The 23,952-nt window shown below is 71.2% G+C and carries 19 protein-coding genes; 17 read left to right on the forward strand and 2 right to left on the reverse strand.

Annotation, left to right across the window (positions count from 1 at the left end):
* The first annotated feature begins 6 nt into the window (after positions 1-6).
* The 10 genes from argC to HCT63_RS20090 all read left to right on the forward strand — a co-directional run bounded on the left by argC (position 7) and on the right by HCT63_RS20090 (position 9,782).
* Positions 7-1,038 carry an N-acetyl-gamma-glutamyl-phosphate reductase gene (argC, locus tag HCT63_RS20045; protein WP_167009124.1) on the forward strand — a complete coding sequence of 344 codons (1,032 nt, stop codon included), beginning with the start codon at positions 7-9 and terminating at the stop codon, positions 1,036-1,038.
* Positions 1,035-2,186 carry a bifunctional glutamate N-acetyltransferase/amino-acid acetyltransferase ArgJ gene (gene argJ, locus HCT63_RS20050; RefSeq protein WP_167009127.1) on the forward strand — a complete coding sequence of 384 codons (1,152 nt, stop codon included), beginning with the start codon at positions 1,035-1,037 and terminating at the stop codon, positions 2,184-2,186. Before argC ends, argJ begins: the two co-directional genes overlap by 4 nt.
* Before the next feature lie 95 nt (positions 2,187-2,281).
* Complete coding sequence (gene argB / locus HCT63_RS20055) at positions 2,282-3,136, forward strand: acetylglutamate kinase (protein WP_167009393.1); 855 nt, start codon at positions 2,282-2,284, stop codon at positions 3,134-3,136.
* Complete coding sequence (locus tag HCT63_RS20060; RefSeq protein ID WP_167009130.1) at positions 3,133-4,335, forward strand: acetylornithine transaminase; 1,203 nt, start codon at positions 3,133-3,135, stop codon at positions 4,333-4,335. Before argB ends, HCT63_RS20060 begins: the two co-directional genes overlap by 4 nt.
* Positions 4,332-5,270, forward strand: coding sequence for an ornithine carbamoyltransferase (gene argF, locus HCT63_RS20065; RefSeq protein WP_167009133.1), 939 nt, complete (start codon positions 4,332-4,334; stop codon positions 5,268-5,270). Before HCT63_RS20060 ends, argF begins: the two co-directional genes overlap by 4 nt.
* A gap of 5 nt (positions 5,271-5,275) precedes the next feature.
* Positions 5,276-5,812: an arginine repressor gene (locus HCT63_RS20070; protein ID WP_304608949.1), complete on the forward strand. Its 537-nt coding sequence runs from the start codon at positions 5,276-5,278 to the stop codon at positions 5,810-5,812.
* Between the two features lie 34 nt (positions 5,813-5,846).
* On the forward strand, positions 5,847-7,052 hold the full coding sequence (locus HCT63_RS20075; protein ID WP_167009139.1) for an argininosuccinate synthase: 1,206 nt from the start codon (positions 5,847-5,849) through the stop codon (positions 7,050-7,052).
* A 2-nt stretch (positions 7,053-7,054) separates the two neighbouring features.
* Positions 7,055-8,485: an argininosuccinate lyase gene (gene argH / locus HCT63_RS20080; RefSeq protein WP_208322530.1), complete on the forward strand. Its 1,431-nt coding sequence runs from the start codon at positions 7,055-7,057 to the stop codon at positions 8,483-8,485.
* 18 nt (positions 8,486-8,503) lie between these two features.
* Positions 8,504-9,085, forward strand: coding sequence for a DNA-3-methyladenine glycosylase (locus tag HCT63_RS20085; RefSeq protein ID WP_255490707.1), 582 nt, complete (start codon positions 8,504-8,506; stop codon positions 9,083-9,085).
* A gap of 7 nt (positions 9,086-9,092) precedes the next feature.
* The gene (locus HCT63_RS20090) at positions 9,093-9,782 is read left to right on the forward strand and encodes a thioredoxin domain-containing protein (protein WP_167009144.1); all 690 of its coding nucleotides are present in this window, start codon (positions 9,093-9,095) and stop codon (positions 9,780-9,782) included.
* Between the two features lie 46 nt (positions 9,783-9,828).
* On the opposite strand, the gene HCT63_RS20095 is transcribed toward HCT63_RS20090, so the two are convergent.
* A complete protein-coding gene (locus HCT63_RS20095; RefSeq protein ID WP_208322531.1) occupies positions 9,829-10,965 on the reverse strand; it encodes an ROK family transcriptional regulator in 1,137 nt (378 codons plus the stop codon).
* 173 nt (positions 10,966-11,138) lie between these two features.
* On the opposite strand from HCT63_RS20095, the gene HCT63_RS20100 reads away from it, so the two are divergent.
* From HCT63_RS20100 to HCT63_RS20120, 5 genes are all read left to right on the forward strand, one after another.
* Positions 11,139-12,203, forward strand: coding sequence for a substrate-binding domain-containing protein (locus tag HCT63_RS20100; RefSeq protein WP_167009150.1), 1,065 nt, complete (start codon positions 11,139-11,141; stop codon positions 12,201-12,203).
* Between the two features lie 85 nt (positions 12,204-12,288).
* Positions 12,289-13,173, forward strand: a complete 885-nt coding sequence (locus HCT63_RS20105; RefSeq protein ID WP_167009153.1) for an ATP-binding cassette domain-containing protein — start codon at positions 12,289-12,291, stop codon at positions 13,171-13,173.
* Positions 13,170-14,399, forward strand: a complete 1,230-nt coding sequence (locus HCT63_RS20110; RefSeq protein ID WP_167009157.1) for a sugar ABC transporter permease — start codon at positions 13,170-13,172, stop codon at positions 14,397-14,399. The genes HCT63_RS20105 and HCT63_RS20110 overlap by 4 nt, the downstream gene beginning before the upstream one ends.
* Before the next feature lie 163 nt (positions 14,400-14,562).
* Positions 14,563-16,743 carry an MMPL family transporter gene (locus HCT63_RS20115; RefSeq protein WP_167009159.1) on the forward strand — a complete coding sequence of 727 codons (2,181 nt, stop codon included), beginning with the start codon at positions 14,563-14,565 and terminating at the stop codon, positions 16,741-16,743.
* Positions 16,740-17,066: a hypothetical protein gene (locus HCT63_RS20120; protein WP_167009162.1), complete on the forward strand. Its 327-nt coding sequence runs from the start codon at positions 16,740-16,742 to the stop codon at positions 17,064-17,066. Before HCT63_RS20115 ends, HCT63_RS20120 begins: the two co-directional genes overlap by 4 nt.
* 20 nt (positions 17,067-17,086) lie before the next feature.
* Here the strand turns inward: HCT63_RS20120 and HCT63_RS20125 are convergent, their stop codons facing one another.
* The gene (locus HCT63_RS20125; protein ID WP_167009164.1) at positions 17,087-20,443 is read right to left on the reverse strand and encodes a BTAD domain-containing putative transcriptional regulator; all 3,357 of its coding nucleotides are present in this window, start codon (positions 20,441-20,443) and stop codon (positions 17,087-17,089) included.
* Positions 20,444-20,595: 152 nt separating this feature from the next.
* On the opposite strand from HCT63_RS20125, the gene HCT63_RS20130 reads away from it, so the two are divergent.
* Positions 20,596-21,993 (forward strand): FAD-binding oxidoreductase, encoded by a 1,398-nt coding sequence (locus HCT63_RS20130; protein ID WP_167009167.1) that lies wholly within the window; start codon positions 20,596-20,598, stop codon positions 21,991-21,993.
* A 166-nt stretch (positions 21,994-22,159) separates the two neighbouring features.
* Positions 22,160-23,419, forward strand: a complete 1,260-nt coding sequence (gene tyrS, locus HCT63_RS20135) for a tyrosine--tRNA ligase (protein ID WP_167009170.1) — start codon at positions 22,160-22,162, stop codon at positions 23,417-23,419.
* Positions 23,420-23,952 lie beyond the last annotated feature (533 nt).

The following is a 23,952-nucleotide window of genomic DNA, read 5'->3' on the forward strand; positions in this document are numbered from 1 at the left end:
GTGCATATGACTTCGATCTCGGTCGCCATCGCGGGCGCGAGCGGCTACGTCGGCGGGGAGCTCCTGCGGACGCTGCTGCCGCACCCGGACGTCCGTCTCGGGGCGCTCACCGCCGCGTCGAGCGCGGGGAGCACCCTGGGGGAGCACCACCCGCACCTGACGCCGCTCGCCGAGCGCGTCCTCGACCCGACCGATGCCGACCACCTCGCGGGCCACGACGTGGTCTTCCTGGCGCTCCCGCACGGCGCGTCGGCCGCGGTCGCCGCCTCCCTCGGTCCGGATGTGCTCGTCATCGACTGCGGCGCGGACTTCCGCCTCCAGAGCAGCGACGACTGGACGGCGTTCTACGGTGGTGAGCACGCTGGCACCTGGCCGTACGGGCTTCCCGAGCTCCCCGGCCAGCGCGAGCGTCTCGCTGGTGCCGCGCGGATCGCCGTGCCGGGCTGCTTCCCGACGGTCTCGACCCTCACGATCATGCCTGCGGTCCTCGACGGTCTCGTGGGGCCCGACGTCAACGTCGTCGCGCCGACCGGCACCTCGGGCGCCGGCAAGAGCCTCAAGCCGGCCTTCCTTGCCTCCGAGGTGATGGGCCAGGCCAGCACGTACGGCGTGGGTGGCGTGCACCGCCACACGCCGGAGATCGAGCAGAACCTTCGCGCCTGCGGTGCCACCGAGCCGCGGGTGTCCTTCACCCCCGTGCTCGCGCCGATGGCACGCGGCATCCTCGCCGTCGTGTCGGCGCCGGTCGTCGACGGCGTGAGCGTCGCCGACGTGCGGGCCTCGTACGAGAAGGCCTACGCGGACGAGCCGTTCGTCCGGGTCCTGCCCGAAGGGCAGTGGCCGCAGACCCAGGCCGTGCTCGGCGCCACGATGGTCCACCTCCAGGTGACCGTCGACGAGCGGGCCGGGCGGCTGGTCGCGATCGGCGCGATGGACAACCTGGCCAAGGGCACGGCGGGCGGCGCCGTCCAGTCGATGAACCTCGCCCTCGGCCTCCCCGAGACCACCGGACTGAGCACGATCGGAGTCGCCCCGTGAGCGTGACCGCACCCCAGGGCTTCAGGGCCGCCGGCGTCCCGGCCGGACTCAAGTCCGGCGGCGAGCCGGACGTCGCCGTCGTCCTGAACGACGGCCCGCTGTCCAGCGCAGCCGCCGTCTTCACCTCCAACCGCTGCAAGGCCAACCCGGTGCTGTGGAGCGAGCAGGCGATCAAGACCGGCACCGCCCGGGCGATCGTCGTCAACTCCGGCGGCGCCAACTGCTACACCGGCCCCGAAGGCTTCGCGACCACGCACCACACCGCCGAGCTCGCCGCCGATCTTCTCGGTGTCGCGCCGATCGAGGTCCAGGTCGCCTCGACCGGTCTGATCGGCCTGCTCAACGACCGCGAGAGCCTCCTCGCCGGCGTCCGCGCGGCAGTGGTCGGGCTCGACGCCGACGGGGGGCCGGACGCGGCACGCGCGATCATGACCACCGACAGCAGGCCCAAGCAGGCGGTCCTCGAGGGCGCGGGCTACACGATCGGCGCGATGGCCAAGGGCGCGGGGATGCTCGCGCCGTCCTTGGCCACGATGATCGTGGTGCTCACGACCGACGCGGTGCTGACGCCGGAGCAGTGCGACACCGTCCTGCGCCACGCCACCACGTACAGCTTCGACCGGCTCGACTCCGACGGCTGCCAGTCGACAAACGACACGGTCCTCCTCATGGCCAGCGGCGCGTCAGGCGTGGAGCCCGACACGGCCGAGTTCGCCAAGCAGCTCGAGGACCTCTGCCGCGACCTCGCGCTCCAGCTGCTCTCCGACGCCGAGGGCGCCGACCACGACATCGCGATCGACGTGCGCGGCGCCGCGTCCGAGGCTGAGGCGCTCGAGGTCGGACGCGCGGTGTCGCGCAGCGCGCTGTTCAAGACCGCGATCTACGGGCGCGACCCCAACTGGGGCCGGATCCTCGCCTCGGTCGGCACCACGCGGGCCGCCTTCGACCCCGCGGACCTCGACGTCGCGATCAACGGCGTGTGGGTCTGCAAGCAGTCCGGGCCGGGGGAGCCACGCGACCTCGTCGATCTCGAGCCGCGCGCCGTCACGGTCACGATCGACCTCAAGACGGGCGACGCGTCCGCGACCATCTGGACCAACGACCTCACGCAGGCGTACGTCCACGAGAACTCGGCGTACAGCTCGTGACCGGCACCGAGATCGACGCCGTGCACGAGGTCCCGGCGCACTGGAAGCGCAAGACCGAGAAGGCCGCGATCCTCGCCGACGCGCTGCCGTGGCTCATGAAGTACCACGGCAAGGTCATCGTCGTGAAGTACGGCGGCAACGCCATGGTCGACGACGAGCTCAAGAAGGCGTTCGCGGAGGACATCATGTTCCTGCGGTACGCAGGGTTCCGTCCCGTCGTCGTCCACGGAGGCGGCCCGCAGATCTCCTCGATGCTCGACCGGCTCGACATCGCCTCGGAGTTCCGCGGCGGCCTGCGGGTGACCACGCCCGAGGCGATGGACGTCGTTCGGATGGTGCTCGTCGGCCAGGTCGGCCGTGAGCTCGTCGGCCTGCTCAACGCCCACGGCCCCGTCGCGGTCGGGCTGTCGGGGGAGGACGCCGGGCTCTTCACCGCCGTGCCGACTCACGCGGTCGTCGACGGCGAGGAGGTCGACCTCGGGCTCGTCGGCGAGGTCAGCGAGGTCCGGCCGGAGGCGGTGCTCGACCTCATCGAGGCCGGTCGTGTGCCGGTCGTCTCCTCGGTCGCGCCCGACGCCGACGGTCAGGTCCACAACGTCAACGCGGACACTGCCGCTGCCGCGCTGGCGGTCGCGCTGGGTGCCGAGAAGCTGCTGGTCCTCACCGACGTCGAGGGCCTCTACCGCGACTGGCCGGAGAGCGACGACGTCATCGGTGAGATCGGCGTCGACGCTCTCGAGGCGCTGATGCCGAGCCTCGCGTCCGGCATGGTGCCCAAGATGGGCGCGTGCCTCAAGGCCGTACGGGGCGGGGTGCCGCGGGCGACCGTCGTGGACGGACGCGAGCCGCACGCGGTGCTGCTCGAGATCTTCACCGACGAGGGCGTGGGGACCCAGGTGCTCCCCGAGGCCGAGACCTTGATCCGGACGGCCCTGAGGAGGCTCGCATGAGTGCCGCGACGGCGCAGCCGGAGTGGCAGGCACGCTACGCCGGCTCCCTGATGAACACCTTCGGCACGCCTCAGCGTGTCCTCGTGCGCGGCGAGGGGGCGTACGTGTGGGACGCCGACGGCACGCGCTACCTCGACCTGCTCGCCGGCATCGCGGTGAACGCCCTCGGCCACGCGCACCCCGCGGTGCTCAAGGCCGTGGGCGAGCAGCTCGGCACCCTCGGGCACGTCTCCAACTTCTTCGCGACCGAGCCGCAGATCACGCTCGCGGAGCGGCTGCTAGCTCTGCTCGGCACCGACGGCAAGGTCTTCTTCACCAACTCCGGCACCGAGGCCAACGAGGCGGCGCTCAAGCTCACGCGCCGGACAGGCAGAACCCGCCTGGTCGCCGCGACCGGGAGCTTCCACGGCCGGACGATGGGTGCGCTCGCCCTCACGAGCAAGGAGGCCTACCGGACTCCGTTCGAGCCGCTGCCCGGCGACGTCACCTTCGTCCCGTACGGCGATGTCGACGCACTGCGGGCCGCCGTGGACGAGACCGTGGCCGCCGTCGTCCTCGAGCCGATCCAAGGCGAGGCCGGCGCGGTCGAACCCGGCGCCGGCTACCTCCAGGCGGCACGCGAGATCACCTCCGCGCACGGCACGCTGCTGTGGCTCGACGAGGTGCAGACCGGAATCGGCCGTACGGGCCAGTGGTTCGCGCACACCGTGACCGGCGTCGTCCCCGACGTCGTCACCCTGGCCAAGGGCCTCGGCGGCGGGATCCCTGTCGGTGCCTGCCTCGCCGTCGGCGCGGCCGCCGACCTGCTCCAGCCCGGCAACCACGGCACGACCTTCGGCGGCAACCCCGTCGCGGCGGCGGCGGCCCTGGCGGTGCTCGACACCCTCGAGGCCGACGGCCTGCTCGCCAACGCGACGCGCGTGGGGCAGCGCTTGCGCGACGGGCTGGCCGACCACCCGCTCGTCTCTGACACCTCAGGGGCCGGCCTCCTCGTCGGCATCGGCCTGACCGATGCTGTCGCGCCGCAGGTGCAGCTGGCCGTGCTCGACGCGGGCGTGGTCATCAACGCCGCCGCACCCGACCGGCTGCGGCTCGTCCCGCCGCTGATCCTCACCGAGGATCAGGCCGACGAGGCCGTCGCGGTGATCCGCGCCGTGCTGGACACCTACGCGAACGAGGACCAGGAGATCGAGGCATGAGGCATTTCCTGCGTGACGACGACCTCTCGCCCGCCGAGCAGGCCGAGATCCTCGACCTGGCCGACGTCCTCAAGGCTGCTCCGTACGCCGAGCGTCCCCTCGAGGGCCCGCAGACCGTCGCGGTGATCTTCGACAAGGCGTCGACGCGGACGCGCGTGTCGTTCGCGGTCGGCATCGCCGCGCTCGGCGGCAGCCCGCTGGTGATCGACGCCGGCAGCAGCCAGATGGGCCGCGGTGAATCTGTCGCCGACACGACCGGTGTGCTGGAGCGCATGGTGTCGGCGATCGTGTGGCGCACCTTCGCCCAGTCCGGGCTGGAGGAGATGGCCGCGGTCAGCCACGTCCCGGTCGTCAACGCGCTGAGCGACGACTTCCACCCGTGCCAGCTGCTCGCGGACCTGCAGACGATCCGCGCGCACAAGGGCCGGCTCGCCGGGCTCACGCTGACCTACCTCGGTGACGGGGCCAACAACATGGCCCACTCGTACCTGCTCGCGGGTGCCGTCGCCGGGATGCACGTCCGCATCGGAGCGCCCGCCTCGTACGCGCCCCGCGCCGACGTGCTCGCCGACGCCGCGCGCATCGCCGAGACGACCGGCGGCTCCGTCTCGGTCCACACCGACCCGGCGGAGGCGGTCGCCGGCGCGGACGTGCTCGCGACCGACACGTGGGTCTCGATGGGGCAGGAGGACGAGAAGGCCGAGCGGATCGCGACCTTCGGGGCGTACGGCATCTCGACCGAGCTCCTCGCGCAGGCCGCCGACCACGCGATCGTGCTGCACTGCCTCCCGGCGTACCGCGGTCTCGAGGTCGCCGCCGACGTCATCGACGGCCCGCAGAGCGTGGTCTGGGACGAGGCCGAGAACCGCCTGCACGCCCAGAAGGCGCTGCTCGTGTGGCTGCTGCGCGAGGCCGCGGCCGGAGCGTCGTCGTGAGCACCATCCCGGGGACGAAGGCGGCGAGGCAACGGCGTATCGTCGAGCTGCTCGGCACCCACGTCGTCCGTTCGCAGACCGACCTCGCCGACCTCCTTGCCGCCGACGGGCTGCAGGTCACGCCGTCCACGCTGTCGCGCGACCTGGTCGAGCTCGACGCCGTACGGGTACGCCATCCCGGGGGCGGACTCGTCTACGCGGTGCCTGCGGAGGGCGGTGACCGTACTCCGCGACCGGCGGTGGAGACGGTCTCGGCGCAGGCGCGGCTCGCCCGGCTCTGCAACGAGCTGCTGGTGTCGGCAGAGGGGTCGGCCAACCTGGTCGTCCTCCGAACACCGCCCGGTGCGGCACAGTTCTTCGCCTCGGCGATCGACCACGCGGCACTGGGCGCCCTCCTCGGGACGATCGCGGGGGACGACACCGTGCTCGTCATCTGCAAGGACCCCACCGGCGGACCCGGCGTCGCGGACGAGTTCCGGGCTCTCGCCACCGCCGAGACCACGAAGGTCTCGGACACCACCCACGCTCTCTCGGACAAGTAGTCATGTCCGACACGTTTGAACTAGGAGAAACCACATGACCGAACGGGTCGTACTCGCGTACTCAGGCGGCCTGGACACCTCGGTGGCCATCGGCTGGCTCGGCCAGGAGACCGGTGCCGAGGTCATCGCGGTGGCCGTCGACGTCGGCCAGGACGGCGAAGACATGGACATCGTCCGCAAGCGCGCACTCGAGTGCGGTGCGGTCGAGTCGATCGTCATCGACGCCAAGGACGAGTTCGCCGAGGACTACTGCCTCCCGGCAGTGCGGGCCAACGCGCTGTACCAGGACCGCTACCCGCTGGTGTCCGCCCTGTCGCGCCCGCTGATCGTCAAGCACCTCGTCGAGGCCGCGACCTACCACGGCGCGACGACCGTCTCGCACGGCTGCACCGGCAAGGGCAACGACCAGGTCCGCTTCGAGGTCGGCGCGAAGGCGCTCGCCCCCGAGCTCAAGGTCATCGCCCCGGTCCGTGACTACGCGTGGACGCGCGAGAAGGCGATCGCGTACGCCGAGGAGCACGACCTGCCGATCGACGTGACCAAAAAGTCGCCGTACTCGATCGACCAGAACGTCTGGGGCCGCGCCGTCGAGACGGGCTTCCTCGAGGACATCTGGAACGGCCCGATCGAGGACCTCTACTCCTACACGTCCGACCCGGCGCAGCAGCGTGACGCCGACGAGGTCGTCATCGCCTTCGAGGGGGGCGCCCCGGTCGCGATCGACGGTAAGCCCGTCACGATGCTCCAGGCGATCCAGCAGCTCAATGCCCGCGCAGGCGCCCAGGGCGTCGGCCGCATCGACATGGTCGAGGACCGTCTCGTCGGGATCAAGAGCCGCGAGATCTACGAGGCGCCGGGCGCGATGGCGCTCATCGCCGCCCACATGGAGCTGGAGAACGTCACCGTCGAGCGCGAGCTGGCCCGCTTCAAGCGCGGGATCGACCAGCGCTGGGGCGAGCTGGCGTACGACGGCCTGTGGTTCTCGCCGCTGAAGCAGACCCTCGACGCGTTCATCACGAAGTCGCAGGAGTCCGTCACCGGCGAGGTGCGGATGACGCTGCACTCCGGCAAGGCGACGGTCACCGGCCGTCGCTCGGCGACCAGCCTGTACGACTTCAACCTCGCGACGTACGACGAGGGCGACACGTTCGACCAGAGCATGGCGAAGGGCTTCATCGAGATCTTCGGCATGTCGAGCACGCTGGCGAACAAGCGCGACCAGTCCCTGGCAGGGGAGTGAGCGTGGCTGGCGAGCAGCACGAGACCACTGGTACGGAGGGCGAGCGCACGGCGCTGTGGGGAGGCCGGTTCGCGTCCGGCCCCTCGCCCGAGCTCGAGGCGTTGTCGCGCTCGACGCACTTCGACTGGCGTCTGGCCCCGTACGACCTCGCGGGCTCGCGTGCCCACGCGCGCGTGCTCGGTCGAGCCGGCCTCCTGACCGAGGACGACCTGACGGCGCTGCTCGCCGGCATCGACGCGCTGGAGGCCGACGTGGCCTCCGGTGCGTTCACCCCGGACCTGGGTGACGAGGACGTCCACACCGCCCTCGAGCGTGGCCTCGTCGAGCGGCTCGGTGCTGAGCTCGGCGGACGGTTGCGCGCCGGACGTTCGCGCAACGACCAGATCGCGACCCTGGGCCGGACCTACCTGCGCGACCACGCCGCCGAGATCGGCCGCCTGGTGCGCGGTCTGGTCGTGGCGTTGGCCGACCAGGCAGACAAGCACCTGGGCGTCGCGATGCCGGGGCGCACCCACCTGCAGCACGCGCAGCCGGTGCTGCTGAGCCACCACCTGCTTGCCCATGCGTGGCCGCTCGTGCGCGACCTTGACCGGCTTGCTGACTGGGACGCGCGGGTCGCGGCAGAGTCGCCGTACGGGTCGGGCGCGCTCGCCGGGTCATCGCTGGGGCTCGACCCCGAGCAGGTCGCGGCCGACCTCGGGTTCACCGGATCGGCTCCGAACTCCATCGACGGGACGGCGTCGCGCGACTACGTGGCGGAGTTCGCGTTCGTCACGGCGATGATCGGTGTCGACCTCTCGAGGATCGCCGAGGAGATCATCGTCTGGAACACCAAGGAGTTCGGATTCGTCACGCTCCACGACGGCTACTCCACCGGCTCGAGCATCATGCCGCAGAAGAAGAACCCGGACATCGCCGAGCTCGCCCGGGGCAAGGCCGGGCGGGTGATCGGCAACCTGACCGGGCTCATGGCGACGCTGAAGGCGCTCCCGCTGGCCTACAACCGTGACCTGCAGGAGGACAAGGAGCCGGTGTTCGACTCCGTCGACACGCTCGAGGTCCTGCTGCCGGCGTTCACCGGCATGATCGCCACGCTGACGTTCCACACCGAACGGCTCGAGTCGCTGGCACCGCAGGGGTTCGCGCTGGCGACCGACATCGCCGAGTGGCTCGTGCGCGAAGGCGTGCCGTTCCGCGACGCGCACGAGATCTCCGGCGCGTGCGTCCGCGTCGCGGAGGGCCAGGACAAGGAGCTGTGGGACCTCACCGACGACGAGCTCGCGTCGATCTCGCCGCACCTCACGCCCGCGGTGCGCGAGGTGCTCAGCGTCGAGGGTTCGATCGGTTCGCGCGATGCCCGCGGCGGCACGGCGCCCGTACGGGTGGCCGAGCAGCTCGCCGAGCTGCGGGCCCGCCTGGGCCGGGCAGACTGAGCGGGCAGACTGGGCGCCGTGGACACGCTCACGGTCGAGACGCACGCGCGCAGGCTGCTCGGGGCGATGCTGACGCACGGCGACGTCACCGTGCGGATCACCGAGGTGGAGGCGTACGGCGGGACCGACGATCCCGCCTCGCACGCCTTCCGCGGCCCGACGCCGCGCAGCGCGATCATGTTCGGGCCGCCCGAGGTGCTGTACGTGTACCTCTCGTACGGCATGCACTACTGCGCCAACGTCGTGGTCGGCCGTGAGGGCGACGCGTCGGCGGTGCTTCTGCGGGCGGGCGAGGTCGTCCGGGGGGTCGACCTCGCCCGCTCACGCAGGGGGCAGGTGCCGGACGTCCGGCTCGCCCGCGGGCCTGCCAACCTCACTCAGGCGCTCGGTCTCGCCCTCGCGCACAACGGGTCGTCGCTGACCGGGCCGGAGGTCGTCCTGCGGCGCCCCGACGTCCTCGCGGAGGCGATCAGCGCGGGGCCGAGGGTCGGCGTCTCCCAGGCGGCCGACGTCCCGTGGCGGTTCTGGCTGACCGGTGACCCGACCGTCTCGGCGTACCGACGCAGTCCACGGGCGGCGGCGCCCGAGCCTCTGGGATGATGTCGGGATGCGGCGTGCCCCCCTCGTACGAGTCGTGACACTCGTCCTGTGCCTGTTCCTGGTCACCTCGTGCGGCAGCGCCGCCGACCTGGCCGTCGGAGGCTCGCGGTCAGGCGCCGCGACGGAGGTGCCCGGGCTGACCGTCGACGGGGGAGTGGTGGTGTCGTCGGACGACCTCGACACCGAGGCCGCGGAGGCGTCCGACCCGATCCCCGTCGTCGTCTACGTCGAGCCGCTGTGTCCGCACTGCAAGGCCTTCGACGCCGAGCACGGGTCGATGCTCCAAGAGCGCCTGGAGGGTGGGCAGATCACGCTCGAGTACCGTCTCGTCTCGTTCCTCGACAACGGCACGACGGAGCGCTCGTCGGCGCGGGCGGTCAACGCCGCGCTGTGCGCGGCCACCGATGCCGGCCCCGCCGCGTACGCCACGTACGTCCACGAGCTCCTCGAGAACCAGCCGGTCGGCGGGGTGCTGACCGACGCGACCCTCGTCGCGCTCGGAGACGATGCCGGTGCCTCCATCGAGTCGTGCGTGACAGGGGAGTCTCACGCAGACCTCGTCGCGTCGCTGTCCAAGAACGCGCTCGGCAAGATCAGCGCGACGCCGACCGTCATCGTCGGTGGGCGCGAGTTCGAGGGCGTGCCCACGGCCGAGGACCTGGTCGCTGCGCTGGGCAGCGGCTCCGCCGTCGTCTGAGCTGTCCTCCCCGTCCTGCCAGCTCGCCGGTGGCCGTCACACACGGTCAGCCCGGCAGCGCCACAGCGTCGAGGGCGATCAGGAGCGCGCCCACGACCGACGCCTGGTCGCCGAGCGTCGAGAGCGACACGTCCACCCCGCCGCGCAAGCCGTCGACCGCGTGCCGGCGCAGCCCGTCGCGGATGCCGTCGACGACGATCTCGCAGGCCAGGTCGCCGCCGATCACGATGCGCTCGGGGCTCAGGAGGTTGGCCACGATCGCCGAACCCTGTCCGAGCGCACGCCCTGCGTCTTCGAGCAGGCGACGAGCACCGGCATCGCCCGCGGCCGCGATCTCCACGAGCTCGTGGACCGTGAGGTCGGGGAGCCGGCCGGCAAGCTGCTCGACCAGCCCCGAGCCTCCCGCGTACGCCTCGAGGCATCCGCGGCTCCCGCACCGGCACAGCGGACCTGACTCGTCGAGCGTGATGTGTCCGAGCTCGCCCGCCGTGCCGAGCCCGCCGCGGTAGACCCGGCTGTCGAGGACGAGGCCGCAGCCGATCCCGGAGGACACCTTCAGGTAGGCGAGCGTCGTGACGCGAGGATCCGTGCGCAGCTCGGCGAGCGCGCCGAGGTTGGCGTCGTTGTCGACGACGGCGGGGACGCCGAACTCTTCGGACGCGACCTCGGACGCCGTCACCCCCACCCACCCCGGGAGGATCGACCCGGCCGTGATCCGACCGTCACGGCTGATGGGTGCGGGCAGCCCGACACCCGCGGCGTGGACCCGCTTCGCGTCCTCGCCGAGGCCGTCGAGGAGCTCGGCGAGCATCGTCGAGGCGAGCGCGAGCCCGTCGGCGTACGCGTGGTCGTTGTCGAGCGGGCACTGCGACGAGGCGACGAGCCTGCCGGCCAGGTCGCCGAGGGCCACCTGGAGGTGGGAGTGGCCGAAGTCGAACCCTGCGACGAGCCCGGCCTCGCGTGAGATCCGGACGGTCGATCCGCGCCGCCCGACCGTCCCTGTCGTCTCGACGAGCCCGATCGCGACGAGGTGGCGCACGATGTTGGAGACCGTGGCAGGCGCGAGCGCGGTCTGACGGGCGATCTCGGCCTGGCTGAGCTCGTCGACGGCGCGCAGGAGGTCCACGACGCGGTCGAGGTTGGCCGAGCGCAGCGCAGAGGTCGATCCGGACCGAGGGGGCATGGCCATAACCTAGCCCGCTCCCAAGAATCGTCAAGAGGTGAACATTTCAAAGCAATGTTGCGGTTTGGCAACGCTCTATCGTTCACGACTTGACGATTTAGCCGCGCGACCGAAGACTTGCGGCGAATAGGCGTGGCCATGTGTGCCACGTCACAAACTCCTGGGGAGGAACAGTGAAGAAGTTTGCGCGCACCGCTGTAGGGGCGGCGTCGGTCGTGATCCTCACGGCCGCACTGGGCGCCTGCGGCGGGGACGATGACAGTGATGGCGGAGGCGGCGGCAGCGACAGCAAGACGATCGCCCTGCTGCTCCCCGAGACCAAGACCACCCGGTACGAGGCCTTCGACAAGCCGCTCTTCGAGGCCAAGGTCAAGGAGCTGTGCGACGACTGCGACGTCAAGTACCTCAACGCCGACCAGGACGCGTCGAAGCAGCAGCAGCAGGCGGAGTCGGCGATCACCGACGGCGCGGCCGTGCTGGTGCTCGACCCGGTCGACAGCGAGGCCGCCGTCGGCATCGTGAAGTCGGCCCAGTCCTCCGACGTCCCTGTCGTCGCGTACGACCGCTTCATCGAGGGCGCCGACTACTACCTGTCGTTCGACAACGAGCGGGTCGGCGAGCTCCAGGGCGAGGCGCTCGTCGAGGCGACCGGTGGCACCGGCGACATCCTCATGCTCAACGGTGCGCCGACCGATCCGAACGCTGCCCAGTTCAAGGCGGGCGCGCACAAGGCGATCGACGCCAGCGGCCTCAACGTGGTCGCTGAGTTCGACAACCCGGACTGGAGCCCGGACAACGCGCAGAAGTTCGTCACGTCGCAGCTCAACAACACCGATGCTGCGTCGCTCGCCGGCGTGTACGCCGCCAACGACGGGCAGGCAGGCGGCGTCATCGCCGCACTGCGCGCCGACGGGCTGACGAAGTTCCCGCCGGTGACAGGCCAGGACGCCGAGCTCGCCGCGATCCAGCGCATCGTGGCCGGCGACCAGTACATGACGATCTACAAGTCGATCAAGACCGAGGCCGAAAAGGCTGCCGAGGTTGCCGTCGCGATCGTCAACGGCGACGACGTGGGCGAGACGACCGACTTCCAGGGCGTCAAGTCGTTCATCTTCGACCCGGTGGTCGTCACGCAGGACAACGTCAAGGACACCGTCGTGGCGGACGGTTTCTACACGGTCGAGGACATCTGCACTGCCGAGTACGCCGACGCGTGCGCAGCCGCAGGCCTCAGCTGATCCACCCCACACCCCCGGGTCCGGGTGGCCACGTCGCATCGTGGCCACCCGGATCGCCCACGTTCACCCACCAGCGAAGGACATCATGAACGACGGCAGCCAGCCGATCCTCTCGCTGCGCGGCATCGACAAGCGCTTCGGCGCCGTGCAAGCCCTCAGCGACGTCTCGATCGACGTACGACCCGGCGAAGTGGTCGCGCTCGTCGGAGACAACGGCGCGGGCAAGTCGACCCTCGTCAAGATCATGTCCGGCGTCTATCAGCCCGACGGCGGCGAGATCATCTTCGACGGCCGCCCCGTGTCGATCCCCGGTCCGAAGGCCGCGCAGGCGCTCGGCGTCGCGACGGTCTTCCAGGACCTCGCGCTCTGCGACAACCTCGACGTCGTCGCCAACCTCTTCCTAGGCCACGAGCGCACCAGCGCCGGTGTCCTGGACGAGGTGGAGATGGAACGCCACTCCTGGGAGCTGCTCCAACAGCTCTCCGCAAAGATCCCGTCCGTCCGCATCCCCATCGCGTCGCTGTCGGGCGGCCAGCGCCAGACCGTCGCGATCGCACGCAGCCTCGTGGGCGACCCCAAGGTCGTGATGCTCGACGAGCCGACCGCTGCCCTGGGCGTCGCGCAGACCGCAGAGGCCCTCAACCTCATCGAGAGGCTGCGCACACGGGGCCTTGGCGTGATCCTCATCAGCCACAACATGGCGGACGTGCAGGCCGTCGCCGACCGGATCTACGTCCTTCGCCTCGGGCGCAACGGGGCAGAGTTCGAGATCGCCGACGTCACGACGGAGCAGCTCGTGGCCGCGATCACCGGTGCCTCGGACAACGTCGTCGCCGAGCGCGCCGCCCGCGACCGTACGGGGACCCCGATCACCCCGGAGGACATCGATCCGTTCGCCGTCCTGCCCGACGGCGGCTCCGGTGCCACCGATGCCGCCACCCCCGACTCGGACGAGGAGCGCGACGCATGACCACCACGTACGACAAGAGCGACGAACGCCTCGTCGGCACGGACTCGCCGCGCGCGACGCTGAGGGCCTTCGGTCGCCGCATCCGCTCGGGGGACCTCGGGATGGCACCGGTCATCATCGGGCTCCTCGCGATCTGGGTGATCTTCTTCCTCCAGAACGAGCGCTTCCTGTCCTCGCGCAACCTGGTCAACCTGAGCCTCGACTCCGCGACGATCGGCATGATCTCGCTCGGGATCGTGCTCGTGCTGCTCCTCGGCGAGATCGACCTGTCGGTCGGCTCGGTCAGCGGTGTCGGCGGGTCGATCCTCGCGGTCATGCTTGTCTACCAGGGCTGGCCGCTGCTCCCGTCGATCCTGCTGGCGCTCGCCGCGGGCGTGGCGATCGGCACGTTCTACGGGCTGCTCTTCACGCAGTTCGGGGTCCCGAGCTTCGTCATCACCCTGGCCGGCCTGCTCGCGTTCCTCGGAGTCCAGCTGTGGGTCCTCGGCAGCCGCGGCACGGTGAACCTGCCGGTCGACTCGTGGCTCATCGAGTTCGCCAACTTCAAGTTCCTGTCCGAGCCGGTCTCGTACGGTCTCGCGGTCGTCATCGGTCTGGTCTACCTCGGCACCCGCCTGCGGACGATCCAGCGCCGTCGCGCCGCGAACCTCTCCGCGCCCTCCTTCCAGGGCGCGGTGGTCCGGGCGGTGCTGATGGTGGCGGCGCTGTTGTTCGGCGCCTGGTACCTCAACCAGGACCGCGGTGTCGGCTACATGCCGCTGTTCTGGGTGGCGACGATCGTGGCGGTCGACCTGATCTTGCGCAGGACGCGGTTCGGCCGCTCGGTCTTCGCGGTCGGCGGCAACGAGGAGGCGTCGCGGCGCGCGGGCGTCGCGGTGAACAAGGTCTACATCACGGTGTTCGCGGCGTGCTCGACGTTCGCGGTGCTCGGCGGCATCCTCGCCGCGGGACGCCTGCAGTCTGTCGCGCAGTCCAGCGGCGGCACCGACACCAACCTGATGGCGATCGCGGCCGCGGTCATCGGCGGGACGAGCCTGTTCGGCGGGCGCGGCTCGGCGTACGCGGCGCTGTTCGGCATGCTCGTGCTCCAGTCGATCACGAGCGGTCTCAACCTCATCGGGGTCGAGGCCGAGGTGCGCTACATCGTGACGGGCGCGGTCCTGCTGCTCGCCGTGACGATCGACTCGCTGTCGCGCCGGGCCAGGCGCAGCAGCGGTACGGCCTAGCTGTTCGTACGGCGCGGGCGTTGGTGGACGCTTGGGCACCGACGCCTGCCGTGATGCGCCGGACACAGCGCTAGCGCCGCCACCCCAAGCCGTTCCCAAGCGATTCCCAAGCCGCCCGCGCAAGGCTCCTTTCCGTCCAGACGGATGACTAAGGAGCTTTGTGATGTCCAGCATGTTGTACCGCCTCGGCCGAGCGGCCGCGGCACACCCGTGGCGCACGCTCAGCGCGTGGCTCGTCGTGCTCGTCGGGGTGCTCGCGTTCGCGTCGAGCGCCGGGGGCACGTTCCAGGACGACTGGGACGTCCCCGGGGCCGAGGGCCAGGCGGGGCTCGACGCCCTGCGCGCCCACATGCCGCAGGCGGGTGGAGCGAGTGCTCTCGTCGCCGTGCACGACCCTGACGGTGATGCTCTCGCGGAAGGTGACCTCAGCCGGCTCGCCGGCGAGCTCGCCGACGTCCCGCACGTCATAAAGGTGTCGCCGCCGCAGATGTCCCAGGACGCCGACACCGCGTTGCTGACGCTGCGCTATGACGTCCCGGTCACCGACAACGATGTGATCGGGGCGCTCGAGCCGCTCGAGGACGCGGTCGCCGCGGCCGACCTCGAAGGCGTCGAGGTCCAGTACGGCGGAGAGGTGCCGGGGTCCGCGATGGAGATGAGCGGGCGCGGCGAGATGATCGGCGTGGGCGTGGCCCTCGTCCTCCTCGTCCTGACGTTCGGCTCGGTCGTGGCAGCAGGCCTGCCGATCGTGGTGGCGCTGGTCGGGCTCGCGATCGGCAGTGCCGGCGTGACGCTCCTCGCGGCGACGACCGACGTCAGCTCGACCGCGCCGACCGTCGCGACGATGGTGGGGCTGGGAGTCGGCATCGACTACGCGTTGCTGCTGGTCACGCGCTTCGTCGAACAGCTGCGCGGCGGCCAGTCGAAGGTCGAAGCCGCCGGGTACGCCGTCGCGACCGCGGGTCGCTCGGTGGTCTTCGCCGGGTTGACCGTGCTGGTCTCGTTGATGGGCCTCGGTCTCGCCGGACTGCCGATGTACTCGGCGTTCGGGGCCGCCACCGCGATCGCCGTCGCTGCGGTGATGGCGGCTTCGCTGACACTCGTCCCCGCGTTCTGCGGTCTGGCCGGCCACCGGCTCGTCGCCCGCAAGGACCGTGGACGCCCGTACGAGGACAGCGCCGACCAGGCCGCCCGTTCCACCCTCACCGGCCGCTGGGCGCGCCGGATCGGGGCGCGCCCGCTGCCGTGGGCGCTCGCCGCACTCGTCGTGCTCGTGGCGCTCGCCGCGCCGGCGCTGGGTATGCGGACGTTCCCGCAGGACGCCAGCGCCGACCCGACGTCGTTCACGACCAGGCAGGCGTACGACCTGGTCGCGGCCGAGTACGGCCACGGCGCCAACGGGCCGCTGACGTTCGTCGCCGACACAGGCACCGTCGACCCGGCCCAGACCGAGCGGCTGCGCGAGGACCTCGCCGACGACCCGCGCATCGCGTCGGTCGGTCCCGCGGCCACGTCGTCGGACGGGGCGATCACGGTGTTCGACGCGCAGCCCGCCTTCGGGCCGCAGGACGAGCGCACGACCGACCTGATCACGTCGCTGCGGGCCGACACGCTGCCAGACGGCGTCCAGCTCACCGGCGGTACGGCGATCTTGACCGACATCTCGACGATGTTGTCCGAGCGCATCTGGCTCGTCGTCGGCTTCGTGGTGCTCGTGTCGATGCTGCTGCTGGCGATGATGTTCCGCTCGGTGGTCGTCCCGATCAAGGCGGCATTCATGAACCTGCTGTCGATCGGCGCCGCGTACGGGGTCGTGACCCTGGTGTTCCAGCACGGCTGGGGCTCGTCCCTGCTCGGGATGGACCATGCCGTCCCTGTCTCGAGCTGGGTTCCGATCTTGATGTTCGCGATCCTGTTCGGGCTGTCGATGGACTACGAGGTGTTCTTGCTGTCGCGGATCCGCGAGGGCTGGCTCCGTACGGGCGACGCCCGCGGGTCCGTCGTCTCGGGCCTCGCGTCCAGCGCACGCGTGATCTCGAGCGCGGCGGCGATCATGGTGGCCGTCTTCCTCGGGTTCGCGACGGAGGGCGACGTCACGGTCAAGATGCTCGGGCTCGGGATGGCCGTCGCCGTCGCGCTCGACGCGACGCTCGTCCGGCTGGTCCTCGTCCCCGCGACGATGACGATGCTCGGCCACTGGAACTGGTGGCTTCCCGCGTGGATCGACCGTCGACTCCCGCACGTGCGGGCCGAGCTGGACGCGGACGCGGGCGCGGTGCCCGTGGCGGCTGGGCCGGTGGGGCCGCCCGGGAGCGCGGACGAGCATGAGGGGGTCTCGGCATGAGCACGACGACGCTCGACCGCGCGTACCAGCGTGAGGTGGCGGCGGTGGTCAACGCCGCGGTGGGAATCCCCGTCGAGGACCGGCGAGGCTGGGCACGGCTGCACCGCCGCTGGCACCGGCTCGCGGCCGAACGGCCACCTGTGCCGGACCCCGGCCTGGAGATGGCCGCCCTCGCGGAGACGATGACCGTGTGCGGTGACGGGCTCGCATGGATGGCCCACAGCGGAGACCGCGACGTCCGGGCCGCCGTGGTGGTCAGGCTCGCGCAGACCAAGCGGCAGCTCGATCGGCTGGTCGCGGACGCCGGCGCCGACCGGCACTGACCGGGCGGGCTCGGGCCCGCTCAGAACCCGTGCAGATCCCGCTGACCTTGGAGCCACTCCTCGGCCAGCGGGATCCGCCATTCCCGCATCAGCCGTACGGCGTCGTCCGCGTGCAGCGTCGCGAGCTCGAGGTTGTCGTTCGCGGCCGCAGCCAGGGCGAGGAAGGCGTCCACCGGTCCCATCGCGATCGTCGACCCCGCGCTCAGGACGCCACCACGCAGCGGGGCGAGCCGCCCGTACGCCGCCGCAGCGAGGTCGCGCTCACCCAGCGCGAGGGCGACCTCCGCGCCGAAACCCCAGATGAGCGGCGCGATCCAGCTGTCGTCGTCGAGCGACGGCTGCGACTCCTCGTACATCGCCCGTGCCTCGTCAAGACGGCCGAGCCGGACGAGGATGCCGGTGGCCGCCATGTGGATCGGCACGCGAGCAGCGGCGACGAGCTGTCCGAGCCCGGCGTCTTCCTTCTCGTCGAGCCCGCCCCAGATCCCGAGCACCAGCATCAGGCCGCCGACTGCGTCGTGCTTGTGCGGGACGGCGATCGTGTCGATCAGCGTCATGAGGTCGGCCATCGTCGCGCGGGCGGCGTCGAGGTCACCGCGCATCGCCAGCCAGGGGAGCCGCATGCAGTCGAGGAACCACTGGGCGTACGTCAGCTGGAGCGCGTGCGCGAGACCGCGCGCCTCTGCCAGGTCGCGTTCGAGGTCCTCGACGTTGCCGAGCTCGCTGTGCACGGCGGCCCGCTGCGCGAGCGCCATCGTCTCCGCGCGGGCATCGCCGAGGCGGCCGGCGAGCGCGACCGCCTCGTCGGCCAGCGCGAGACGCTGCTCGGCGGTCCAGGGGTGCCAGACCGCGAGGAACGCCGCGGAGCACATCTCCATCACCAGCGCGTCGTCGCCGAGGCGCCGTGCCATGTCGAGCCCCTCGGCGACCAGGAGCTGGCACTCCGCCTCGGTGGCGGTGTAGTACAGCTCGTTGGCCAGGCTGATCAGCAGCGTGCAGCGCAGCGCCGAGTCGCCGGGCGGCAGCGCGGCCAGCGCCCGCCGCTGTGCTCCGACGACGGTCTCCTTCGTCTCTCCGGACGGGCGGCTCTGCCACAGCGCGCCGCGCGTCGTCGCGACCGCGGCACGGGCCAGGAGCTCGGGGTCACCGATCTCGTCGGCGACCGCGATCGCCTCCTCGACGGCGTCGGTGAGCTCGTCCCAGCGTGCCGCCCAGCGAGCGGCGTCGGCCAGCGCGAGAAGCAGCTCGTACCGGTCGGCAGGGGTGGCGTCGGGGTCGAGGTCGATGCGGGTCAGCGCTAGGTGCAGCAGCTCGGCCCCCTCGTCGTGGCCGTGGCGCCGCTGCGCCGCGAGCGCTGCTCGGTATGCCGAGGTCCAGGCCTGTGCGGCGTGGTCCTCGCCCGCGTCCGCCCAGTGGCGCGCGATCTCCGCGACCCGGCTCGACGCACGCCGGTCGTCGCCGAGCGCCTCGGCGATCCGGGCGTGCATCCGCTGACGCCGCGAGGGCGACAGCGTCGCGTACACCGCATCCCGGACGAGTGCATGAGCGAACCGGAACCGGTCGTCCCCCTCGTCTCGGAGCATCCCTGCCGCCGTCGCCGGCTCGAGCTGGTCGAGGACCGCGAGATCGCTGAGCCCGGTGCTGCTCATCACGGTGGCGAGGTCGAAGCGCCTCCCGACGACCGCGGCGTGCCGTAGGACGTCGAGCGTGCTCTCGGGGACCGCCGACAGGCGGCGTCGTACGACGTCGGCGACGGCGGTGGGCGGCTCGAGCTCCACGTCGCCTCCCGCCTCGCCGAGGAGCCGCGCGTACTCGACGACGAAGAACGGGTTGCCCTCCGTACGCTCGCGCATCGCCTCCGCCGCCGCGGGAGCGACGGGTTGTGCCGAGACCGCGGCGAGGACCTCGGCGGTCTCCGGCGCCGACAGGCCACTCAGCGCCACCGAGGCCGCGTGGCGACGGGCGAGGGCCTCGAGTGTCTCTGCGACCGGCCCGCTGGGTTCGGGGTGGGTCCGCATGGTGACGAGGAGGAGGAGGCGTGACTCGTGGGCCACCGCGCAGAGGTGGCGCAGGACTCCCAGCGAGGACGGATCCGCCCACTGGAGGTCGTCCAGCGCGACGACGAGGGGGCGTTCGCTCGCGGCGTCGAGCACCTGGCGGCAGATGCGGTCCCACGCGGCGAAGCGCTCGCTGTCGGGGTCGGCGCCCATCGAGGTCGGCACGGCGCCACCGAGCCCGTCCAGGATCGACTCCCACGGCCACAGTGGGGGAGCACCGCTGTCTTGGGAGCAGCGGCCGACGAGGACGCGGGCGCCGCGCTCGCGCGCCCGGGCGAGCACCTCGGCGACCAGGCGGGACTTGCCGATCCCTGGCTCGCCGGCGACGCACGCGAACTGCGGCTCGCCTGCGTCGGCGGCCTCGAGCCGGTCGAGGAGCAGCGTGAGCTCGCGGTCGCGTCCGACCATCGGCCAGGCGGGGAGCCGGGGGAGTCGTGGCTGGGGGCGCGACCGAGGACGAGCCGGTACGGGGTTGGCCGGCGCGGGTGCCGGTGGCGGCGCCTCCTCCGACCACGTGATCGCGGGGTCCTGCCGCAGGATCGCCGTCTGCGCCTCTTGGACCTGCGTGCCGGGCTGGAGGCCGAGCTCGTCGTCGAGGGTGGTCGCCAGTACGCGGATCGACTCCAGCGCGTCGGCCTGACGCCCGCTGCGGGCCAGTGCGACCGCGCGCAGTGTCCACAGGCGCTCGCGGAGCGGGTGCTGGGCGGTGAGCGACTCCAGCTCGACGGCGACCGTGGCGTGCTCTCCCTGGGCCAGCCGTACGGTCGCGCGGTCCTCGAGCGCGAGGAGGCGCAGCTCGTCGAGGCGCGCCCGCTCGGCGACGGCCTGGGGGTGCTCGCCGAGCTCGTCGTACGGGCGCCCACGCCACAGGGCAGCCGCGGCGTCGAGGCCGTCCGCCGCCTGCTGGAGAACGTCCGACCCCACCACCCCTGAGCCCGGGATCGCGTGCCGGACGAGCGGTCCGAGCCGGCGGTGCGCTCCCTGCATGAGGTCGCTCGCGGTCGCCGCGTCGATCGTCAGAGCATCCGTGTCGAGGATGTACCCGCCACCGGCCGTCCGCAACGGCGAGGCCGCGCCGGGCGGCAGCACCGTCGCCAGTGCCCGCCGCAGGCCCGACACGTACGCCTGCAGCGTGCCGTGCGCACCGCCGGGCGGGTGGTCGCCCCAGAGGTAGTCGATGAGCACGTCGACGCTCTGGACGTTCCCGGCGCCGAGCGCAAGGGTCGCGAGCAGGACGCGGTGCTTGCGCGTGCCGAGCGCGACCGGCGGTGATGCCTGCTCGCCGTGCATCTCGACCGGTCCGAGAACAGCGAGCCACATGGCTCAGAGCATAGGCGCGCGACCGTGCCAGGACGGGGGTTTTCCCATACCCCAAGCGAACTCCAAGGACTCTGCAAGCGGCTTCCGTGACGGTGTGACGGTCACAGCAGAAGGCCGTCGCGAACCAGCGGCCACGGAGCAAGGAAGCATCGATGAGTACAACCACCGACACGATCGGGATCCGACCGGGTCACCCCACCGAAGTCGACGACGACGTCGACTTCGATGTGCTGCGGGTGCAGCTCGGCGGGCGTCTCGTCACCCCCGGCGACCCCGGGTGGGACGAGATCAGCCGACCGTGGAACCTCGCGATCGATCAGGCACCCGCTGCCGTGGTCTTCGCGCACAGCCCGAGAGACGTCGCGGCCGCGGTCCGCTTCGGCCGGGCGAACGGCCTCGCTGTCGCGCCGCAGGCCGGCGGTCACGGAGCGACCTCCCGGCTCGCCGGGAGCATCGTCGTCCGCAGCAGCGGCCTGACCGACCTCGCGATCGACCCGGTCGCCCGGATCGCTCGCGTCGGTGCCGGGGTGCGCTGGGGAGCGCTCCAGGCCAAGCTCGACGGCACCGGCCTGACCGGCATGATCGGCTCCAACCCAGACGTCTCGGTCGTCGGCTACACGCTCCAGGGCGGCTACTCGTGGTTCACCCGCGCGTTCGGCATGGGCTCGGACTCGCTGCGTGCCGCGGAGGTCGTCGATGCCCAGGGCGAGGTGCGCTGGGTCGACGACACCTCCGATCCCGAGCTGATGTGGGGGCTGCGCGGGGGCGGCGGAAACCTCGCGTACGTGACGGCCGTCGAGATCGATCTGCACCCGGCACCGGAGATCGCGGGCGGGCGGCTGATGTTCCCGTTCGTCGCGGCCCGCGCGGTGCTCGACGCCTACGTGGACGCCACGGCGTCGGCGCCGCCTTCGGTGTCGCTCTGGGCGTCGATCGTCCACCTGCCGGACGTGTCGTTCATCCCGGAGGAGGTGCGGGGGCAGTCGTTCGTCGTGATCGAGGGAGCCACGACGGACGGTCTCGAGCTCCTCAAGTCCGCACTGGCGCCCGTACGCGCTGCGGGGCCGGTCGTCTACGACACCGTGCGTGTCCGTACGGCCTCCGAGGTCGGGGACATCTGCGAAGAGCCCGTCGACCCGATGCCGGCCCTGCACTGCGCACGGCCGCTCGGCGATCTCACGCCGCAGACCGTCGAAGCCCTGCTGGCGGTCTCGGGGACTCCCGGCGTCATGCAGATCCAGGTCCGGCACGTGGGAGCCGTACGCCCGGGCCACCGCCCGGGGTTCGTCACCGCGGTGCGGTCGGAGTTCCTGGTGACGTCGCTCGCGCTCGTACCGGACCCGTCGATGGAGCCGATGATCGTCAAGGGCTTCGAGACGGTGTCCGAGGCACTGCTGCCGTGGACCGAGGGGGCCGTCGGGTCGACACTGCTCGCCCCGTGGGACTCCTTGGACCGCTCCGCCTCGTACGGCGAGCTCGAACGCCTGCGTGAGCTCGTCGCACGTGAGGACCCGACCGGCGTGTTCCGCGCGGCGACGGGTCTGTCCTGATCGTGCTCCCTCCCGATCGGGGGACGGGAGGAGCACGATCGATCGGCGTCCCGGCCGGCAGGACTGCCGGCCGGGGCGCTCTTGATCGTCAGGTGACGTGCGCGGTGCGGCAGACTTGCAGGGATCGGCCCTTGCCTGGCCGCGATCCCGACAGAGGAGACACACCGTGACCACCCACGTCCTGGACGACCTCGAGGCGCGCGGACTCATCGCGCACTCGACGGACCGTGACGCCCTGCGCGCCGATCTGTCGGCGGGGCCGCTCACCTTCTACGTGGGGTTCGACCCGACGGCACCGAGCCTGCACATGGGCAACCTGCTGCAGCTGCTCACCGCGCGCAGGCTCCAGCTGGCCGGACACCGCCCGCTGATCCTCGTCGGCGGCTCCACAGGTCTGATCGGTGACCCGCGGGACGTGGGGGAGCGGACCATGAACAGCCGAGAGACCGTCGCCGACTGGGTCGAACGGATCCGGGCGCAGGTCGAGCAGTACGTCTCGTTCGAGGGCGACAACGCGGCCCTCGTGGTCAACAACCTCGACTGGACGCAGGACGTCAACGTCATCGACTTCCTGCGTGACATCGGCAAGCACTTCCCCGTCAACCGGATGCTCGACAGGCAGGTGGTGGCGAGTCGGCTGGAGTCAGGGATCAGCTACACCGAGTTCAGCTACGTGCTGCTGCAGTCGATGGACTACCTCGCGCTCTACCGCCGGTACGGCACCTCGCTGCAGACCGGCGGCAGCGACCAGTGGGGCAACATCACCGCGGGCGTCGAGCTGGTACGGCGTGCGGAGGGAGCGAAGGTCCACGCCCTGTCGACCCCGCTGATCACCAAGGCCGACGGGACGAAGTTCGGCAAGTCGACCGGGGGAGCGCTCTGGCTCGACCCCGAGATGCTCTCGCCGTACGCGTTTTACCAGACCTGGATCCAGGCGGAGGACTCGAAGGTCATCGAGTACCTCAAGCAGTTCACCTTCCTCGACCTCGACGAGATCGCCGCGATCGCCGTGGAGTCGGCCGAGAAGCCGGGGCTGCGGATCGCGCAGCGCCGCCTGGCAGCCGAGGTGACGGCGATGGTGCACGGGCAGGACGAGGTACGCGCCGCTGAGCAGGCTTCGGCGGCGCTGTTCGGACGTGCCGAGCTGGTCGATCTCCCTGTGACGACCTTGCGCGCTGCTCTGGTCGAGGCGGGGCTGGTGTCCGTCCCGCCCGGCACGACCGTCGTGGACGCGTTCGTCGACGCCGGCCTCGTCGACAGCAAGTCGGCCGCGCGCCGTGCCGTCAAGGAGGGCGGCGCGTACGTCAACAACGCCCGGGTCGAGGATCCCGAGCAGACCCTCGACGACGCCGAGCTGCAGGGTGGTCTGGTGGTCCTCCGCAAGGGCAAGAAGTCGATCGCGGGCGCCGAGGTCGAGAGGGCCTGACCGGTCTGTCCGAACTTGTCCGAGAGGTCCGCAGGGCTCGGTGTCGCGCCGCGACGCCGGGCCCTGGACTTTCGAGGAGAAAAGGGGCTCTGACCTGCAAAGACAGTCGTTGTGAGCCACGACACAGCCCCCCGGTTTGACCAACGGTTTTCCTCCGCGTAATGTTCTTCTTGTTGCCGGGGACGGCGGCGGGCAAGGCCGAGAGGCCGGGCCTGCGGACCCCGGATCGACACCCCCTCCCTCTGAGACCACCGAACGGTGGCCATCTTGGCCGCTGCGCGAAGTTCTGGTAGGTTTGGGGGTCGCGCCTTGATCTGATGCCCGTGGGGGTTGAGGGTTTTGTGTGTCTGATGTTTGAGAACTCAACAGTGTGCCAAAAGTCGACGAGATAATCAGTAGTAAGGCCTCGGACTTTTGCTTCTCTTCGGAGGGGTGAGTGTTTGGGGTTGATTCCGTGACAATTATTTGTCAGCAAATAGTTAGTCCGGGTCATAACGGAAGTTGTTGCCTAGCCTTTGGTTGGGTTTTCGACG

Source organism: Mumia sp. ZJ430, from assembly GCF_011751845.1.
Taxonomy (GTDB): domain Bacteria; phylum Actinomycetota; class Actinomycetes; order Propionibacteriales; family Nocardioidaceae; genus Mumia.

Coding starts and splice junctions, on each gene's coding strand:
- argC (WP_167009124.1), top strand. CDS start 7: ATGACTTCGATCTCGGTCGCCATCGCGGGCGCGAGCGGCTACGTCGGC.
- argB (WP_167009393.1), top strand. CDS start 2,282: ATGAAGTACCACGGCAAGGTCATCGTCGTGAAGTACGGCGGCAACGCC.
- HCT63_RS20060 (WP_167009130.1), top strand. CDS start 3,133: ATGAGTGCCGCGACGGCGCAGCCGGAGTGGCAGGCACGCTACGCCGGC.
- argF (WP_167009133.1), top strand. CDS start 4,332: ATGAGGCATTTCCTGCGTGACGACGACCTCTCGCCCGCCGAGCAGGCC.
- HCT63_RS20075 (WP_167009139.1), top strand. CDS start 5,847: ATGACCGAACGGGTCGTACTCGCGTACTCAGGCGGCCTGGACACCTCG.
- HCT63_RS20090 (WP_167009144.1), top strand. CDS start 9,093: ATGCGGCGTGCCCCCCTCGTACGAGTCGTGACACTCGTCCTGTGCCTG.
- HCT63_RS20095 (WP_208322531.1), bottom strand. CDS start 10,965: ATGCCCCCTCGGTCCGGATCGACCTCTGCGCTGCGCTCGGCCAACCTC.
- HCT63_RS20105 (WP_167009153.1), top strand. CDS start 12,289: ATGAACGACGGCAGCCAGCCGATCCTCTCGCTGCGCGGCATCGACAAG.
- HCT63_RS20110 (WP_167009157.1), top strand. CDS start 13,170: ATGACCACCACGTACGACAAGAGCGACGAACGCCTCGTCGGCACGGAC.
- HCT63_RS20115 (WP_167009159.1), top strand. CDS start 14,563: ATGTCCAGCATGTTGTACCGCCTCGGCCGAGCGGCCGCGGCACACCCG.
- HCT63_RS20120 (WP_167009162.1), top strand. CDS start 16,740: ATGAGCACGACGACGCTCGACCGCGCGTACCAGCGTGAGGTGGCGGCG.
- HCT63_RS20125 (WP_167009164.1), bottom strand. CDS start 20,443: ATGTGGCTCGCTGTTCTCGGACCGGTCGAGATGCACGGCGAGCAGGCA.
- HCT63_RS20130 (WP_167009167.1), top strand. CDS start 20,596: ATGAGTACAACCACCGACACGATCGGGATCCGACCGGGTCACCCCACC.